Origin of the sequence: Halalkalibacter alkalisediminis, from assembly GCF_028610705.1 — a bacterium.
Taxonomy (GTDB): domain Bacteria; phylum Bacillota; class Bacilli; order Bacillales; family Bacillaceae_D; genus Halalkalibacter; species Halalkalibacter alkalisediminis.
Genome location: NZ_JAQQWT010000006.1, coordinates 31,984 through 45,950, shown reverse-complemented (window position 1 = coordinate 45,950; position 13,967 = coordinate 31,984). Strand labels below are relative to the sequence as shown.

The following is a 13,967-nucleotide window of genomic DNA, read 5'->3' as shown; positions in this document are numbered from 1 at the left end:
AGCCTGATCTTTATTCCTCATCTATTATTGAAATAGCTTGAGTACTCTTGTTTGGGATTAATCGAAAGAGGTGAACAGCTAATAATCCACGTTTGTAAGAGGCTTCAACCTTATCCTTGCGAACAGGAAATGGTAGTTCAAGTGTGCGTTTAAAGGATCCTTGTTGTTGCTCTTCATGAATCAGTCGAAAACCGTTATACTCCAGGTTAATGACGCCACTTACTTCAAGTACACTTTCATAGACATTTAAACGAATGTCTTCCACCGATTTAATTCCAGGTAAAAAAAACGTACAGATTAATTCATTTCCAGATTCATAGATATTAGCTTTAGGTTGATTTCCAGCCCCATTAAAATATTGATTGAACTTTCCCCAAAACTCATCCTCAAAAATATGTTTGAATGGTTTACTCCATTCATTTGAGTAAAAATCCAAGATCACTCACCACTTTTTCTTCATTTAAAGAGCGTGTTCAAAAAGATGGCAATGGCTCCACACGCTACACGCCTCTAGGAGAACCCCACTCCTAGAGGCTCAAAACCTTGTAGCGGTTCCGCTCATTGCTTAGAGTCTGTTCAAAAAGGGAAAACCACCCCTTTTTGAACAGACTCTTAAACATTTGCCGTTTGATTTTGATCAAGTACATCTGGATCTGAGACATTATTAATGTTAAAACCATTATTCGTTACAACAAAATCTCCAGAAATACCGCCACCTGAACCAGAAACAGATTTAGATGAACTTTTCGGAGAGATGTTTAACGAATCACCAAAGTTCATTACTCCCTCATTCGAATTAATTTTGAGCGGTCCAGTAACTATAGAAGGCATACGAACACCCTTTTCATATCAGAATTACTTTACTTTATTCAAAGATCGTAGCGTCGTTACTCTTTCGTTCCAAAAAGTTGCCTTATATGTTTAACTCTAGCTTCAGATTCAAAGGTTTTCGTTGAACCAATATGCAATACAGCCGAGGCTGAAACCCCAAGGATATCAATGTGATTGACTTTAATAAAAGGCGAGATGTTGTATTTAGAAAATGCGACGTGCTCAAGAGTTTGTGGCTTTGGTATTGGCTTGTTAAATACTGAATATTGATTGAAGTCTCCTTCTTTCCCATAAAAGAGCTCAGCTTGGCGTTGTACAGCTAAAGCACGGGAACGTGGTGTTATGTGAGTGGAATCACCAATTTGGAAAATAGAACTGCTTGATACACTTCGAACATGAATGTCTTTAACTAGAGACGTTCTCTTGAACAAACCAAACACTCCTTTATTCAGGACTAAGCGGAACAAATGGTCCAATTATTAAGGATTCAGGTGGTGTATCAAAGGCTGAAGATAATGTGATTGTATCAGCATCTCCTACAAGAAAAAGAGAAGAAGAAGAAACACCAATGATCCGAACATTGTCTACACTTACGTTTTTATTTACTACTGTAAAGTTCATCTTAGGAATCAGACTCCTTCTGTGGTAAATGTTTAATGAATTCATCATACGTCTTATGAATATCTTCTTTCACCTTATTAATCGTCATAGTTTCAAGTTGTTCAGTATTACCTTGATTGTTCAGATTGTTATCCTGGTTCAGTTGAGTAAGATAATACTGAATACGTGAATCAATTTGCCCTTTAATGTCTTGAATAATATATTGACGATAATGATTATCTAAAAAGTAATGATTCTGTTGTTCGATGGTATTGAACACTTGATAACATTCTCCATTTAAATAGTGATGAATTTGACTTCTCACATTTTTGAATAAATCTGATGGCTGCGCGGTAGCTTGAGGAACGTTTAGTTCTTGTTGGGCGACGGTGAAATCCTCAATTGAATTTCCACCGTTTTGTGGAGTGATGCCAATATTTAGTGTTCCTTCTAACCTCTCTACTTTTAGTTGATCAAACTTATATTCAATTCTTTCAATATTGGAAGCGGGATTTTGCTTCAGCGCATTCATTTCGTTTTGAAGTTGTTGAATCGTCGCTTCTAAATAATTGATTCTTTCTTGTTGTGAATTTAGGTAACTATAGATGTACTGGAGATTTTGAGTCATATCTACATTGTTATAATACATAAAATCTCCTCCCTTTTTTAAACTGATGTTGCACCGCTAGGAGGAGCAAGAGGAACTAGAGGAGGTCTTGCTTCAAATTCTCCTGCTTCTGGTGCGGGTTCGGTAAAACCGCCTGTATTGTAAAGGTTCGACAATGACTTAATCATCCCGGCACTCCCAATTTGTAATATTGAAGAGTTGGTTATCCCATCTACTCTTAACGAGTGAATCGTAATGCTTTGATTAATATGGAAGTTCATACTAGCCTCCTTTTATGCGAGAGATTTGATATTTGAGTCAGCAACATCATTGTCATACGTGTTCGTTATACTTTTATCGTTTCTAACTCTTAAATAATCACCTGTATTAAATGAACCGGCTCCCGCAAATGTTTTAGCGGTACTTTGTGGTGCCATTCTATAGACATCACCAATATTAAAAACTCCACTGTTACCAACACTATTTACTTTTACGGCTCCTACAATTGCAGGCATAGAACCACCTTTTCTTATCAATAGCTACTAATCAGAGTATGTAAAATCGTGACAAACGTTCATATGAATTGAAATCGGGACAGGTAGTTTTAATCGTCAGTTTATATAAGATGGATATCTTCTTCTTAAGTACATAAAAAAACAACAGAAAGAAATAAAAAATTTAATCAAAAAAAGGCATAAGTTGGTTCATTATAGACATCCCCTTCATATAGTAATAGTAAGGAGGGTGTCAGGTCATGGGGGTTGTTCGCACAGATAAATGGCTAAGTGCCTATATATATAAGTGGAATAAAGCTAGAACGATTGAGGAAAAAGTGGAATGCCAACGTGAGGTCATCATCCAACCATTGAATGATTTATTTTCAACCACTGATATTTTAGGGCTCCATCAATATTTACTGCAACTGGGTTTATTCCATCCAGAACAAACGATTGATATAGAGTATGAGAAATGGCAGAAGAAAGTACCTTGGTTGATCGTCCAAAAGCAATTTAATAAATTAAAGAACAAATGGAATGGACCAGATGTGAAAATCTATATTTTGCCATTGACCGATCAAAATAGGTTTTTAGAAGTTGAACTTGGTGCCAAGACAGGATTAACAATTGAGAAGGGGATTCTGTTATTTATTCGTTCTTATACGACTACAGAAGATCTTCTTGCTCTCATTACCCATGAATACCACCATGCTTGTCGGTTAGCTGCAACAAAGCAAACGGAGGATGAGATGGTTTTGCTTGAATCAATGGTAATGGAGGGGCTTGCTGAAAAAGCAGTGGAAGAGGAGATGGGGGCGTTAGCTTGTGCAACTTGGACTTCACGTTATGATAATAGTTGGAATGTAGATTGGTACAATCACTGGATTAAGCCTAATTTACGAGTAAGAGGTCGTCAAAAACACCTACCATATCTTTATGGAAGTGAGATGCATGGAATACCTTTATGGTTAGGATATTATATCGGTTATAAAATGGTGAACTCGGCTACGAGTCATACAGATACAACGAATAATCTACTTCATATACCAGCCGAGACCATTTTGGAACGTTCAAATTTCAGACGTTAAGGAGGCATATGAAATGAAGATTGTTTGGTGTGATAGCTCATGATACGATTATTTTTCGTTTTTTGTGGATTTATTTTTGCTGTTGTTGGTGGTGTTAGTATATTAGCGTATTTAAATTTACTGACGGCAGGATATGAATTTACGATGTACCTTCAATTTATTGTTAGGAGTATTGAGTTTTATGTATTCATTATTGGTGTCATAATGATTGTTGGTGCCATGACCATTCCGACAAGAAATAAACAAAAAAGGAAAAAATAAACGATTATTTGGAATGAATTGAGAGACTGTGGAATAAACTGGTTGTCCCTTGCCTATACTGAGGATACAAAATGATTTTACGGTAAGGGGGGTCTTTATGGTCCATATCCGGGACGTATGGGTCAATTGGTTTGAAGGTGAGGAAAATGGGTACAATGTGTGTGATTTTCATGAATGGAGAAGAGATGACAGAATTGAAGTATTGGATCAAGCCATACTAGTGTATGTCAGCGCAGAGCTTTTTCATTATATTGAAAATAACCTATCCGATTTGCCGGATGATCTGCTGGCTGAAGTTCATCAACAAAGTTACTTACGTAAAAACATGTCACGAATTCAGTTAGATTATTGCTTTATCGCAACAGATGGAGAACGAATTATTGCGATTGACACGATGGGGTATAAAACACCTATCCGAAAGAGTCGCCTTACGCCGAGACAAGAACAAATGGTGTACGAACAATTAAAACAAAATGAGTTCAAACAATTTGAGTTAACGGAAGACAATGAAAAAGAATATCACATTTTATCACCAAATCCGAACGATCTTCGGGGATTAACAAGGAAAGAACGTCAATTAAAGCAATTGTTGTATATGGCTTTAGATCAGCTTTATTCGTCCGGTACAGACGCAGAAGTCCGTTATTGGTATACAGAGTGGCGTCCTAATGATTATATGCGCATTCAATTACTTGGAAGAGATGAAGCATGGGAGCAACTCTATGAGGAAATACGTGAAGGCTGGACACAAAGACATCACCAGCTTTGCGAAGCCATGGTTAGAGGACAAGCTTTCTTTGAAAAATTATGGGAGCTTGAACATGGTGCAAGTGTAAAATAATGAACGGATTGTGAAAACGAAGTAGTTCATTTAGAAAAAGTCCAAGTAACAATTTATCATCCATTTACAACAATTGCGAACTCTCCTATAATAAGTGAAGTAAGTGTTAGAATGGAGGAGGGACTTTTATGGATAATTTCGCCTATTTAGTAATGCAGATCTTAACAGTAGTATTACTAGTTGGAACACTTGGCCTTTCATTCTTCGTAGGAAAGATCATGAAAAAAAATAGCGGTTACTAAAATAAAAAAGGCGAGGTTTACTCTCGTCTTTTTTATTATAAGAAAAATAACATCAGCGTCATGATCCAGTATAGGTCATGACGCTGATGTTTATTTACGTTTTTTGCGACCAAGGCCCATTGCATTTTCGGCTTTAGTCATCATTCGTGTTGCAACACGGTTTGCTTTTTCAGCACCTTGATCTAGAATCAGGTCAAGTTCCTCAGATTCAATTAACTTATAGTAACGTTCCTGAATCGGACGAAGTGTTTCTACAACGACTTCCGCAAGATCACTCTTGAAGTCTCCATAGCCTTTTCCTACATATTTCTTCTCAATTTCCTCAATCGTTTCTCCCGAACAAAGAGAGTAGATAGAAAGCAAATTGGATACGGCTGGTTTTTCGTCTCGATCAAAACGAATAGTCCCTTCCGTGTCTGTTACGGCACTTTTAATTTTCTTTGTAATGGTTGCTGGATCATCCAACATGGAGATATAACTCTTTGCATTTGGATTAGATTTGCTCATTTTTTTACTTGGGTCATTTAATGACATGATCCGAGCCCCGACTTTGGGAATTTTCACTTCTGGAATCGTAAAAATATCATTATACTTCTTATTAAAACGTTCAGCCAGATCTCGAGTTAATTCTAAATGCTGTTTTTGATCTTCACCTACTGGTACGATATCTGTTTGATAAAGCAAGATATCAGCAGCCATTAATGGCGGATAGGTAAGCAACGCAGATGAAACGGCTTCTTTTCCGTCTGATTTATCTTTAAATTGTGTCATACGCTCGAGTTCACCAATATAAGATACACATTGCATAAGCCAACCGAGTTGAGCGTGTGCAGGAACCTCTGATTGGATAAATAACGTAGCCTTATCTTGATTGATCCCTACTGCCAAATACAAAGCAGCCAAGCTTCGAATGTTCTCGCGTAGTTTTAAGCGATCTTGTGGAACTGTTATTGCGTGTTGGTCGACAATACAGAAATAACAATTATAATCGTTTTGCATCTCGACAAAGTGCTTCATGGCTCCTAAATAATTTCCAAGGGTTAACGTACCACTTGGTTGTATACCTGAAAATACCGTTTTCATCATCGTCATCCTTCCTTACTCTCATCTACATCAAATCATAGCAGATTGTTGGAAAAAAACATAGGCATGTAAAGCAGAGATAGAACCAAATTTTCTCATGTTTGATTGATGAATGTTATTGAAAATAAAGTGAAAACTAACTTTAATCATATTGAACGAATGATAGCAATGTGAAGAAAGTGAGGTTCGCTTATGAGTCAAATTACCATCTTTTCCGCATCGATCGGAAATGGTCATAACGAAGCTTCCAAGGCGTTAAAGGAGCAATTGGAACTCCAAGGTGAGACGGTTCATATTGTAGACACTTTTCAATCGATCCATCCGTTGTTGCATAAAACCTTTTTGGAATTTTATTTGAAAATGATTGAAAAAACTCCACGTCTTTGGGGGAGACTGTATCGATATAGTGAAGAGTACTCATGGTTTCTAATCATGGACCAATTAGGAACGTTCTTTTGTGAAAAATTAAATGCGATTGTCAATAAGCAACGAACCAATATTATGATTTCGACTCATCCTTTTGTAACGGCTTTTTTAGCAAGATTAAAAAAAAGAAAGAATTTAGACATTCCTTTGTATACGGTCATTACTGATTTATATTTACATCCTGCTTACGTAAGGCCAGAGATAGACGGTTATTTTACTGCATCACCACATTTGGATCAATTTTCCACTGATTACAATGTGCCTATTAATCAGTTGTTTTACACGGGGATTCCGATTAAAGCGATTCCAGATATTCAAGTGCCGCGGTGGAAGATTAGAAATGACTTGAAGCTTCAACCTGATGAGAAGACCGTCCTCATTACAGGGGGAGGATTAGGCTTAGGAAAATACGTAGATATTCTTGAATCGATTGAACAACTAGACTGTTGTATACAAGTTCTATGTATGACAGGGACAAATATAGACCTTGAAAATCAAATAAGAGCTTTTCCGAGTAAACATCGAGTCCATATCATTCCATATACGGAATGTTTCACTGATTACTTAAGGGCAAGTGATGTCATTTTATCTAAGGCAGGTGGACTAACAATGGCAGAAGCATTAGCCTGTGAAACGCCCATCTTAATTTATCAGCCTGTTCCAGGTCATGAAGAAGATAACGCAGATTTTTTAATGGACTTTGGTACTGCCGTCAAAGCAGAAGCGATAGATGATGTAAGACACTTGCTGCAGAAGATTTTATTTAATGATGAGTACTATAGCGAGTTAGTCCATAATGCGAGAAAATTAAAGAAACCTGATGCGGCTAAACATATAGCCTATCTCATCAAGAAATTAGAAAGCACAAAAGAACAAGTATTATAATGAAAAGAGGTGGCTCTAAATAGAGTCACCTCTTAACCAGTTGCATTTATGACATCGGAACTTGGCGTTGGATTTTTCCTTCTATTCGATTGAAAATGTTCTCTAAAGAAGGTCCAGTGATGGTAAGGCCGTGATTTTTTAAACCGATAATTGTTTCGGAAGGATTATCAGATTCTCTAATAAGGGTTGCAACAGTTTCAGCCAGTTCATACGTACCACATGGATAGTTGATTTCAGTTGCCTTAATTCCATCCATCCAAGCATGAATATGAACAATCGCGCCTACGTCAGGGTGCTCTTTATAAATCATCCAATGTTCAATCGCATCGACAGACGCTCTTTTAGGAGTGACATTTGGCGGAATACTTACTTCCATAAAATTATCATGATCGTTATATCCTTTAATATAGAGAATATCTCGACCTATCTCTTTCATATCTGCTTTATTAATTCCACTAGCACTCATCCAGAAATGATCCTCATCCGAACGAGCGCTTAGATTTCCATAACTCAATCCACCGAGACCATACAATTTTTTCAAATGACGCATGTCTCGATCGTTTAAATATTTATCTAACGGAAAAGGTGCAGGTAATAAATTCATTTCATCTAGTTTTTTCCCTGACTTGCTTAGCTCACTTGTAATTTGATCCCCTTCCCACAGAGTAGGAGGTAAGTCTTCAGAAAAATGATTGTCAATGACAAGACGCGAACAAGTTAACGGCTCAAGACGTTTGTAAATCTTTACGAAAAATGCCTCTACATCGTCACCTTCTTGATAGCTAATAGAATAACAGCCTTGTTCTGGTGTCAGAAAATGAACATCCGTTTTTCCTGTTTGGTGATTGATATACATAAAGTGGTTGGCTAATGAGCGGACAAGAAAAGGATATACTTCTGTAAAAAGATCATATGGTTTTCCTTTATTTTCTAAAATACCGACAACAAAAGTGGCCTGTGCTTTTCGGCGGAATGGTTTAATGTCATCTTCAGCGACGAAGTGAAAAACCAGTTGTAATGGGTCTGTGTGATCATCTGTGTATGAAAATCCATTTTTAGAAAACGTGGTTACTAACCCTTGTGACATCCATTGTAGGAATGAACTAGACGGATTTGAGCTCAGTGTAAAGTTTTTCATTGTTAGCCTCCAACAGTAGTTTGATCATGGTTGAAGATAACTTTCAAAGCATTCTCACGGTTTCTTTTTGTAATGGTATTGAAAGCTACCTTATATTCATTTAGAGGGTATTGATGGGTTATAAGTGGAGAAAGGTCCACCTTGCCTCTTCTCATCAATTCAATGGCAATTTGAAGGGTATTTCTTTTTTCTCCTTCAAAAACATTTGTACTATACGCAAAACACCCTTTAACGGTTAATTCGTTTAACCAGACCGTTGTCCAGTCTATTTTCTTCATAATGCTAGCCAAACCAAGAATGACAACTTTTCCTCCACTTTCTGTAAAGCGAAGCGCGTCTGTTACACTTTGTTTCTTTCCGACACATTCATAGACAATATTTGCCCCACCTTGAATAACTTCTGGTCCAAATAAAGGTTTTAATACTTCAGCTCCTAATGCATCGGTCGTGGACTGTACATATTGCTTATCGAGGTAAATGACTTTATCTGCACCAAGTGTTTGAGCCATTTCACCTTGGAAAGGATGTTTCACTAAAACGGTTATGTTACACGAATAACCAAGAGCTTTGATAGCTGCCACAACAGATAATCCAATCACTCCAGCACCTATGACAAGAACGTTATCTCGATCTTTAGGTGGATTACGTAATACGGCATGCAAGGCGCAACTAAATGGTTCCACTAAGACACCGTTTAAATCATTTACTTCATCAGGTAGTGTTAATACTTGGCTCTTATGTGCCACTAAATAAGGACTCCAACTTCCACCTGTATCTCGACAAGCCCCGATGAGAAGGCCGGACTCAATAGCCCCTTTTGTTTTTTGTTGACATAAGCTCTCATCCCCTCGAATACAAGCGGGACAAGGCTCTAAACCTCTGCTTTCACACGAAAGAACTGGATTAACGACCACACGTTGGCCTAGTCTATGATTTTGCACATTTTGTCCTAATTCTGAAATTTCTCCAACGGCTTCATGTCCAATCGTGAAGGGAAACGAAACATAAGGTGATGTAGTTGGACTATCGTGAAGAAAAAGCAAATTCATGTCACTTCCACATATACCACCATATTTGACTTTAATCTTGACCCAATCTTCATTTGGTAAGGAAGGCTCCTCTGTATCATTCCAACTTAAACATGAAAACCGTGGATGCCAATGAACGGAAGGGACCCAGCGACCAATTGTTTTTGTAAATACATATTTCGGTATGTTGAAATTAAATTGTAATGCATTCACATTTATCACCTCCCTCATACATATTTCAGTAGAAACGTAATTACTAGTAATTTGTGCAAATAAACGTATATTATTCATATTTTTCCTTTACATTGGCATAATTATCTTTGTATATTGAGAGTGAAATAGGGAAAAATACAGGCAAAAAGGGGGGGATTATGTATGTATTATTTTATTGTAAATAAAACATCTGGAAATGGACGTTCTATAAAAATATGGAACGAAATTGAGGGAATTCTCAAAGAAAAAAAGGTCACATACATGGTGTTACTTTCAAGCAATAAAATAGAAGTGCTCGAGTACATTTCTACTATAAAAAGTAGAAACAGCCGTGTGGATGGTGTTGTCGCTCTTGGTGGCGATGGAACGATTCATGAAATCATAAATCAACTAATAGGGACCGTCTATCCATTCACAGTTATTCCAACAGGGTCTGGTAATGATTTTGCTAGAGCAAGAGGGATTACAAAAGATTATGAACAAGAAATCGATAGGATTCTAAAAAAGGGTCAGCAAACCATTGATCTTTTAAAAATAGGAGATCGCCATTGTATGACCGTAGTGGGAATTGGATTTGATGGAAAAGTGGCAAAAGAAGCAAATGAGATGAAGCTTAAAAAATGGTTTGGTGGACTTGCTTATTTTTTTATTATATTTAAAGTACTTATAAGCTATAAACCTACATATACAAAACTTTTGTTAAATGGAGAAGAACGCATTTTTGAAAGAGTCTGGCTAATTGCAATAGCCAATCATCCTTATTACGGAGGAGGAATGAAAATTTGTCCCGATGCAACGAGTAATGATGGAAAGCTCGATATTTGTATCATACATAGTCTACCTAAATGGCGGTTATTATTTATATTGGCAGCTGTTTTTAAAGGAAAGCATGTGACAATGACTGGAGTTGAATATGTTCAAGTGGAATCTATAGAGGTAGAAAGTAACGAGCCTTTATATGTTACGGCTGACGGTGAAATAATGGGACAAACTCCAACAACGGTTACAGTTACAAAAGATGCCTTTCATGTGATTTCATAAAATTAAAAAATCTGACCAGCTGGATGAGCGTGAAGGTCAGATCTTATCCGAAGGTTTATGATTTATTCAAGGCGGACTGAGAGTTCGATGTTTTTTTTTTCATTTTGCTTTCTTTATGAAGATCCTCATATTCTAAAATAAAGAGAAGATTGAAAAATTGATAGGAAAAGGTTTTAATTTTATTCAGTATTTCTTTCATAAATAACCCTCCTGCTTTTGATAGTTGTTGTATAGATAATATGTACCAATACGAATAAATTCATGCGAAATGCAAATGAAAAAAAGGAAGTGAGCCGAGCTCACTTCCTTTTTCATTGTTTCTCTTTTCGTCTTCGTTCTAAAAGTCTTAGAATCCATAATCCTATATTTAAAAGTGCAATAACATAAAATAGCCAGGTAATCGTTGTTTCACTACGGTAAGAAAAGATTACGAATATCACTAGTATGAAGACAGCTATGAGTTGAAAAATCTGAATTTTGGACAAAGCAATAAACCTCATTTCGCATGATTTTACCAATTAGGACATACGTTTATAGAGACAACAGAAAAAGGTAAGGGTTTTACCTTTTTCTGTTGTCTCGTAGGTATGGCCTATACCTTTAACTTGAGCGGTTTCTCAGAAAATCTAATTAATGCGTATTTTTCACAAATACATCAGTTTCATTATAACAAATATTTTTAAATATGAACGAAAAGAGGCATGAATGATGAAAAAGAAAAAAAGTCAAGCATTTTATCGAAGTGTTCTTATTCTTCTTCTATGTGGAGTCGGTTTTATGTATAGTCAATCAGAAAGTGTGTATCAACAAGTAGAAGAAGCAGTGTCCGCTTCTATTCAGCAAGGTGTTCAGGTAGGACAGGAAGCATTGTCATTTGAACTGACTACATTAAAGGGTAATCAAGTTGATCTAGAAGATTACCTCGGACAGCCAGTTGTTATTAATTTTTTTGCTACCTGGTGTCATCCTTGTCAAGAAGAGATGCCTGTCATTGTCGAGATGGAAAAGAAGTTACAAGAAAAAGGGGCAGCATTCTTAGCTGTTAATATGACTAGTCAAGAAAGAAGTAAAGAGGAAATACGTCCATTTTTACAACATTATCGCGCCTCTTTCGATCCACTACTAGATGTAGACGGAGAGATTATGAAGAAATATCAAATTATTGGAATTCCAACGACTGTCGTCATAGATGAGCAGGGAATGATTGTCCAACGCGTAAACGGGGGATTAACGTTTGAACTCATGCAAGATCTTGTGATATTTAGGGAGTAAAGAAGAGACCGCAGAAAGAGGCTACTGAAATAAATTCAGTAGCCTCCGCAGTCTCTTTTCTATTGGATAAAGATTAAATAAGAGGAAATAAAGTATAAGATCACTAGAACAACCGATGGTAAAGCGTATCTAAAGCTCGAGACTCTTGGTTTTCTAATTAGCGTATATAGTATAACAATGGATAAAATACCGACAGCAGCTGCTGTAATTTGATGAACGTTGGAGACCGCTGCAATAATGGATCCTTTTTGATAAAACACATCAGATGCAGCCAAAATTAAGATGTTAAATAAATTACTTCCCAAAATTGACCCGATAGCCAAATTATAATTTCTAAGCTGTAGAGCCACAAGGACCGCTACCGCTTCTGGTAGAGAGGTTGTTGCTGCAATTAGAAAACTCCCAACAAAACTTGCTCCAAGCCCAGTAATAACGGCAATCTGATCACCTGTAACGGTTAAAAGCGTACCCGCACCCATAATAACAAGGGCTGCTATAACAAATCCAATTACAGCTCGTTTTAAAGAAATAGCAGACATGTTGTATTCCTCTGGTTCGACAACAGGTTCTTGAGGATGTTTTTTCGACAAGTACGAAATGAGTCGTATCCCTAAAACATAAATCGCCATCAGGATCCAAATGTCCAGTCCAATTCCTAAAAAGGTATAGTCAATCTTCAATGAAAGAGCTAGGAGCGCGACTATGGCAAGTAAAAGTCCGACGCTAGCCGTATAGAGGTGTGCACGTTCCGCGTTCTTGAAAATTTGTTGTTTACGGAAATAAAGATCAAAGCTAGCGATAATAAGCAAATTAAACATATTGCTTCCGAAAACATTTCCGACGGCAATATCTGGACTATCAAGGACAATCGCAGATACGCTCGTTGTCACTTCTGGAAGAGAAGTAGCTCCTGCTAGCAAGAGTGTTCCAACCATCATTCCACCTAGAGATGTTTTTTCTCCAATGGTATCAGCGTATGTAGACAACTTGATGGCTGCTAAAACGGTAATAATGGCGGCTAAAATAAAGCCAAAAAACACCATAAATCATACCCCCTATGAATAAATGACACAAAAAAAGACCCTTTTATGAAAGTCTACCCGGAAATACGGACTCTCATAAAAAGGTCTTGCGTACTTTGAAATGTAAAACATCAAAGCTCAATGAACCGAGTGATTTTCATCACCGTCATGACGACTCATTGACCAAAGGTCGCTACTCCCCTTTTTAGGGTATTTAATTGTGTAAGTTAACTGTAGCATGAGGCTTTCAACCAGTCAATCACTAAAATAGTTGACTCGGTATGGATCTAGGTCGAATCCTCCGTACTTTTAAAAGTCGAGTCAACTTTAATGGGCGTTACATAGAATGTTTCATTTCGTTTTGTATGAGGGTAGATTCAATTTTACGATCAAGTCTGTCTAACATTCGTCTTGCACGATCGTCTGAAATCGTTCGATAATGATGGTCTCCACCAGGTTCTTCGTCTAGCTCATCTGCTAAAGCAACAACATGTTGCAGGGGGTTTAATTCAAGGTAACCTTCGGGTAAATAGGAATCGGTGTGAAGGAGAATCGCTAAAGCTATTTCTTTAGCAGTACGAGGATGTTCACCAAGTCTGATTAACAATTTGTGCGCACGCTCAGATCCTTTGATTGCATGTATATCATTTTCTTTGTATAAGTCGTAATCCCATTTTCCGTCTCGATACCATGTGTAATGACCGATGTCGTGTAAGAATGCAGCCTTTGTCGCACGGTCTGGGTCCACTTTGTGTTTTTTTGCGAGACGAAAGGCATGATATGCACATGCAACAGCGTGGGCCATACCCGACCGCTTTACATACTTTTGAGTAATTGGATGATCAAACAACTGAACTAACGTAACATGTCTCATGAGACATTCCTCCTTTGT

General features: G+C 37.2%; 19 protein-coding genes. 6 read left to right on the top strand and 13 right to left on the bottom strand.

Annotated elements, in window-relative coordinates:
• Positions 1 to 10: 10 nt before the first annotated feature.
• The 7 genes from PQ474_RS10980 to PQ474_RS10950 all read right to left on the bottom strand — a co-directional run bounded on the left by PQ474_RS10980 (position 11) and on the right by PQ474_RS10950 (position 2,553).
• Positions 11 to 436 (bottom strand): Hsp20/alpha crystallin family protein, encoded by a 426-nt coding sequence (locus tag PQ474_RS10980; RefSeq protein ID WP_273842989.1) that lies wholly within the window; start codon positions 434 to 436, stop codon positions 11 to 13.
• A gap of 176 nt (positions 437 to 612) precedes the next feature.
• On the bottom strand, positions 613 to 831 hold the full coding sequence (locus PQ474_RS10975; protein WP_273842988.1) for a spore germination protein: 219 nt from the start codon (positions 829 to 831) through the stop codon (positions 613 to 615).
• A gap of 56 nt (positions 832 to 887) precedes the next feature.
• On the bottom strand, positions 888 to 1,262 hold the full coding sequence (locus PQ474_RS10970) for a spore germination protein GerPE (protein WP_273842986.1): 375 nt from the start codon (positions 1,260 to 1,262) through the stop codon (positions 888 to 890).
• 13 nt (positions 1,263 to 1,275) lie between these two features.
• Positions 1,276 to 1,452: a spore gernimation protein GerPD gene (locus PQ474_RS10965; protein ID WP_273842985.1), complete on the bottom strand. Its 177-nt coding sequence runs from the start codon at positions 1,450 to 1,452 to the stop codon at positions 1,276 to 1,278.
• Between the two features lies 1 nt (position 1,453).
• Positions 1,454 to 2,080, bottom strand: a complete 627-nt coding sequence (gene gerPC, locus PQ474_RS10960; RefSeq protein WP_273842983.1) for a spore germination protein GerPC — start codon at positions 2,078 to 2,080, stop codon at positions 1,454 to 1,456.
• A 17-nt stretch (positions 2,081 to 2,097) separates the two neighbouring features.
• The gene (locus PQ474_RS10955) at positions 2,098 to 2,319 is read right to left on the bottom strand and encodes a spore germination protein GerPB (RefSeq protein ID WP_273842982.1); all 222 of its coding nucleotides are present in this window, start codon (positions 2,317 to 2,319) and stop codon (positions 2,098 to 2,100) included.
• A gap of 12 nt (positions 2,320 to 2,331) precedes the next feature.
• Positions 2,332 to 2,553 carry a spore germination protein gene (locus PQ474_RS10950; RefSeq protein ID WP_273842980.1) on the bottom strand — a complete coding sequence of 74 codons (222 nt, stop codon included), beginning with the start codon at positions 2,551 to 2,553 and terminating at the stop codon, positions 2,332 to 2,334.
• A 239-nt stretch (positions 2,554 to 2,792) separates the two neighbouring features.
• On the opposite strand from PQ474_RS10950, the gene PQ474_RS10945 reads away from it, so the two are divergent.
• The 3 genes from PQ474_RS10945 to PQ474_RS10935 all read left to right on the top strand — a co-directional run bounded on the left by PQ474_RS10945 (position 2,793) and on the right by PQ474_RS10935 (position 4,725).
• Positions 2,793 to 3,623, top strand: coding sequence for a DUF2268 domain-containing putative Zn-dependent protease (locus PQ474_RS10945; RefSeq protein ID WP_273842977.1), 831 nt, complete (start codon positions 2,793 to 2,795; stop codon positions 3,621 to 3,623).
• Between the two features lie 39 nt (positions 3,624 to 3,662).
• Positions 3,663 to 3,884 carry a YuzI family membrane protein gene (locus PQ474_RS10940; protein WP_273842974.1) on the top strand — a complete coding sequence of 74 codons (222 nt, stop codon included), beginning with the start codon at positions 3,663 to 3,665 and terminating at the stop codon, positions 3,882 to 3,884.
• A gap of 97 nt (positions 3,885 to 3,981) precedes the next feature.
• Entirely contained in the window at positions 3,982 to 4,725 is a 744-nt protein-coding gene (locus PQ474_RS10935; RefSeq protein ID WP_273842973.1) for a YjbA family protein, read from the top strand.
• Positions 4,726 to 5,057: 332 nt separating this feature from the next.
• On the opposite strand, the gene trpS is transcribed toward PQ474_RS10935, so the two are convergent.
• Positions 5,058 to 6,053, bottom strand: a complete 996-nt coding sequence (trpS, locus tag PQ474_RS10930) for a tryptophan--tRNA ligase (protein WP_273842970.1) — start codon at positions 6,051 to 6,053, stop codon at positions 5,058 to 5,060.
• A gap of 189 nt (positions 6,054 to 6,242) precedes the next feature.
• On the opposite strand from trpS, the gene PQ474_RS10925 reads away from it, so the two are divergent.
• Positions 6,243 to 7,361, top strand: a complete 1,119-nt coding sequence (locus tag PQ474_RS10925) for an MGDG synthase family glycosyltransferase (protein WP_273842968.1) — start codon at positions 6,243 to 6,245, stop codon at positions 7,359 to 7,361.
• Between the two features lie 46 nt (positions 7,362 to 7,407).
• On the opposite strand, the gene PQ474_RS10920 is transcribed toward PQ474_RS10925, so the two are convergent.
• Both PQ474_RS10920 and PQ474_RS10915 read right to left on the bottom strand, forming a co-directional pair.
• A complete protein-coding gene (locus PQ474_RS10920) occupies positions 7,408 to 8,499 on the bottom strand; it encodes a class II aldolase/adducin family protein (protein WP_273842966.1) in 1,092 nt (363 codons plus the stop codon).
• A 2-nt stretch (positions 8,500 to 8,501) separates the two neighbouring features.
• Positions 8,502 to 9,740, bottom strand: coding sequence for a zinc-dependent alcohol dehydrogenase (locus PQ474_RS10915; RefSeq protein ID WP_273842964.1), 1,239 nt, complete (start codon positions 9,738 to 9,740; stop codon positions 8,502 to 8,504).
• 162 nt (positions 9,741 to 9,902) lie between these two features.
• On the opposite strand from PQ474_RS10915, the gene PQ474_RS10910 reads away from it, so the two are divergent.
• Positions 9,903 to 10,781, top strand: a complete 879-nt coding sequence (locus PQ474_RS10910; protein WP_273842962.1) for a diacylglycerol/lipid kinase family protein — start codon at positions 9,903 to 9,905, stop codon at positions 10,779 to 10,781.
• Positions 10,782 to 10,836: 55 nt separating this feature from the next.
• Here PQ474_RS10910 and PQ474_RS10905 read toward each other — a convergent pair whose 3' ends face one another.
• Positions 10,837 to 10,980 (bottom strand): hypothetical protein, encoded by a 144-nt coding sequence (locus tag PQ474_RS10905; RefSeq protein WP_273842960.1) that lies wholly within the window; start codon positions 10,978 to 10,980, stop codon positions 10,837 to 10,839.
• A 509-nt stretch (positions 10,981 to 11,489) separates the two neighbouring features.
• Here PQ474_RS10905 and PQ474_RS10900 point away from each other — a divergent pair.
• Entirely contained in the window at positions 11,490 to 12,053 is a 564-nt protein-coding gene (locus tag PQ474_RS10900; RefSeq protein ID WP_273842958.1) for a TlpA disulfide reductase family protein, read from the top strand.
• A gap of 59 nt (positions 12,054 to 12,112) precedes the next feature.
• Here the strand turns inward: PQ474_RS10900 and PQ474_RS10895 are convergent, their stop codons facing one another.
• Both PQ474_RS10895 and PQ474_RS10890 read right to left on the bottom strand, forming a co-directional pair.
• The gene (locus PQ474_RS10895; protein ID WP_273842955.1) at positions 12,113 to 13,096 is read right to left on the bottom strand and encodes a sodium:calcium antiporter; all 984 of its coding nucleotides are present in this window, start codon (positions 13,094 to 13,096) and stop codon (positions 12,113 to 12,115) included.
• Between the two features lie 316 nt (positions 13,097 to 13,412).
• Positions 13,413 to 13,949: an HD domain-containing protein gene (locus PQ474_RS10890; protein ID WP_273842953.1), complete on the bottom strand. Its 537-nt coding sequence runs from the start codon at positions 13,947 to 13,949 to the stop codon at positions 13,413 to 13,415.
• Between the last annotated feature and the right edge of the window lie 18 nt (positions 13,950 to 13,967).

Coding starts and splice junctions, on each gene's coding strand:
- PQ474_RS10975 (WP_273842988.1), bottom strand. CDS start 831: ATGCCTTCTATAGTTACTGGACCGCTCAAAATTAATTCGAATGAGGGA.
- PQ474_RS10965 (WP_273842985.1), bottom strand. CDS start 1,452: ATGAACTTTACAGTAGTAAATAAAAACGTAAGTGTAGACAATGTTCGG.
- PQ474_RS10920 (WP_273842966.1), bottom strand. CDS start 8,499: ATGAAAAACTTTACACTGAGCTCAAATCCGTCTAGTTCATTCCTACAA.
- PQ474_RS10900 (WP_273842958.1), top strand. CDS start 11,490: ATGAAAAAGAAAAAAAGTCAAGCATTTTATCGAAGTGTTCTTATTCTT.
- PQ474_RS10940 (WP_273842974.1), top strand. CDS start 3,663: ATGATACGATTATTTTTCGTTTTTTGTGGATTTATTTTTGCTGTTGTT.
- PQ474_RS10935 (WP_273842973.1), top strand. CDS start 3,982: ATGGTCCATATCCGGGACGTATGGGTCAATTGGTTTGAAGGTGAGGAA.
- PQ474_RS10895 (WP_273842955.1), bottom strand. CDS start 13,096: ATGGTGTTTTTTGGCTTTATTTTAGCCGCCATTATTACCGTTTTAGCA.
- PQ474_RS10910 (WP_273842962.1), top strand. CDS start 9,903: ATGTATTATTTTATTGTAAATAAAACATCTGGAAATGGACGTTCTATA.
- PQ474_RS10890 (WP_273842953.1), bottom strand. CDS start 13,949: ATGAGACATGTTACGTTAGTTCAGTTGTTTGATCATCCAATTACTCAA.
- gerPC (WP_273842983.1), bottom strand. CDS start 2,080: ATGTATTATAACAATGTAGATATGACTCAAAATCTCCAGTACATCTAT.
- PQ474_RS10905 (WP_273842960.1), bottom strand. CDS start 10,980: ATGAAAGAAATACTGAATAAAATTAAAACCTTTTCCTATCAATTTTTC.
- PQ474_RS10925 (WP_273842968.1), top strand. CDS start 6,243: ATGAGTCAAATTACCATCTTTTCCGCATCGATCGGAAATGGTCATAAC.
- PQ474_RS10955 (WP_273842982.1), bottom strand. CDS start 2,319: ATGAACTTCCATATTAATCAAAGCATTACGATTCACTCGTTAAGAGTA.
- PQ474_RS10945 (WP_273842977.1), top strand. CDS start 2,793: ATGGGGGTTGTTCGCACAGATAAATGGCTAAGTGCCTATATATATAAG.
- trpS (WP_273842970.1), bottom strand. CDS start 6,053: ATGATGAAAACGGTATTTTCAGGTATACAACCAAGTGGTACGTTAACC.
- PQ474_RS10950 (WP_273842980.1), bottom strand. CDS start 2,553: ATGCCTGCAATTGTAGGAGCCGTAAAAGTAAATAGTGTTGGTAACAGT.